Origin of the sequence: Cupriavidus phytohabitans, from assembly GCF_017815025.1 — a bacterium.
Taxonomy (GTDB): Bacteria; Pseudomonadota; Gammaproteobacteria; order Burkholderiales; family Burkholderiaceae; genus Cupriavidus.
Window position 1 is genome coordinate 1 of sequence record NZ_JAGIQB010000187.1, and the last position, 1,392, is coordinate 1,392.

Here is a 1,392-nt window from a genome sequence, read left to right on the forward strand (position 1 = left end):
TCCGCCAGATCAGCAGAAACTCGCCGCCTGAGAACCGGCCACGATCAGCCCTCGTACACCAAATTTGACAATACCTCTGTGTACCAGCCCAGAAGCCGCATCCACGCCGATATGAGCTTTCATCCCAAAGTGCCAAGCATTGCCTTTCTTAGCCTGGTGCATCTCCGGGTTGACGAGGCGCTGGAAGACGCGCTGTACGACAGCATGGCAATGCGCGCGTTTGCCGGGATCGACTTGGCGGTCGAAGCAGTGCCGGACGCGACGACGCTGCTCAAGTTTCGCCGCATGCTCGTCGCGCATGAACTGACGCGAAAGCTGTTCGACGAGTTGGCATCATGCTGTGCGAGCGAGGGCTGATGATGAAGGAAGGTACGATTGTGGATGCCACCATCATCGAGGCGCCACCGTCGACCAAGAACAAGGAGAAGAGCCGCGATGACAGTCCATACCACTGCTGGAGGAAGTAAATGCGCACCATCCGCTCCAGACCGATCGGAGGCCGGCCGCGTTTCCCCTTGGGGTAGTACGGCTCGACCGCCGCTATCAGCCGCGACCACGGCACGACGTTCTCCATCTCCGTCAGGAAGCGCTGGCGGCGCGTCACCCGCTTCTTGCCGTGGCTTTCTGCTTCCGCAAAACTAATCTGTCGCTTCATCACCGGACTGAACCATGGACATGACTATGACAACGCACTCACCCAATCCCGCGATGACTCGCGCACTGATTTATTCAGCATTTCCCTAGATGGCGGTCGTTTTCATAAGCTTGCGCCTTTTTGCCAGCGGCAATTGCCACGGGTTCTCGACGTACGCGGAGAGACCCATCAACTTGGCTTCATCAGGCTTTTCGCCGCGACGGGCGTAATATTCGACGAATGGCATTATCAAACCACTATCATCCGAAATTTCAACCGTCAGGCGCACCCTCGATTTGTTCATGGTGACGCCATTTCGCGGGGCGACGCCATGGACCTTTGTCAGGTATGCCACGCGACTGGCGGTCATTACCTCCTGGCCAGTGGTCAGACCGTGCCCAGTGGGTTCGGGATCGGTCGTCAGCCAAACAACCGAGTTACGAATGCTGCCGTCGCCGTGTTTAACGTGACCGAGAGAAATCCCCTTCGAAAGGATGGATTCGGCGAGCGACACAGCTGTGTAGTGATAGAACTTCATTGGGTGTTCGAATGACTGTCGGGTTTGTCGGATAGGCTGATATTAAGGCAATGCTGATTAAGTCCTCCGCTTCATGAGGAAGAGCGTTATGTGAGGGATCAAGAGCGCAAAGAGAAGAACATGAAGCAGATGACGTTGGCAGTGGGTGCAGATCAAGGGGCTGGATTCGAGCAATACCGTAAGCCGACGCGACGTGAGGCATTTCTGGCGACGATCGTGC

The 1,392-nt window shown here is 56.4% G+C and carries 1 protein-coding gene and 3 pseudogenes; 2 read left to right on the forward strand and 2 right to left on the reverse strand.

Annotation, left to right across the window (positions count from 1 at the left end; translation table 11 throughout):
- Positions 1–171 precede the first annotated feature (171 nt).
- A pseudogene (locus J8I34_RS34020) lies at positions 172–437 on the forward strand (transposase); the annotation flags it as partial.
- Here the strand turns inward: J8I34_RS34020 and J8I34_RS34025 are convergent.
- Positions 433–655, reverse strand: a pseudogene (locus J8I34_RS34025) (transposase); the annotation flags it as partial. The pseudogenes J8I34_RS34020 and J8I34_RS34025 overlap by 5 nt on opposite strands.
- Before the next feature lie 85 nt (positions 656–740).
- Positions 741–1,172, reverse strand: coding sequence for a hypothetical protein (locus tag J8I34_RS34030; RefSeq protein WP_245176355.1), 432 nt, complete (start codon positions 1,170–1,172; stop codon positions 741–743).
- 120 nt (positions 1,173–1,292) lie between these two features.
- Here J8I34_RS34030 and J8I34_RS34035 point away from each other — a divergent pair.
- Positions 1,293–1,392 (forward strand): annotated as a pseudogene (locus J8I34_RS34035) (IS5/IS1182 family transposase); the annotation flags it as partial.

Coding starts and splice junctions, on each gene's coding strand:
- J8I34_RS34030 (WP_245176355.1), bottom strand. CDS start 1,172: ATGAAGTTCTATCACTACACAGCTGTGTCGCTCGCCGAATCCATCCTT.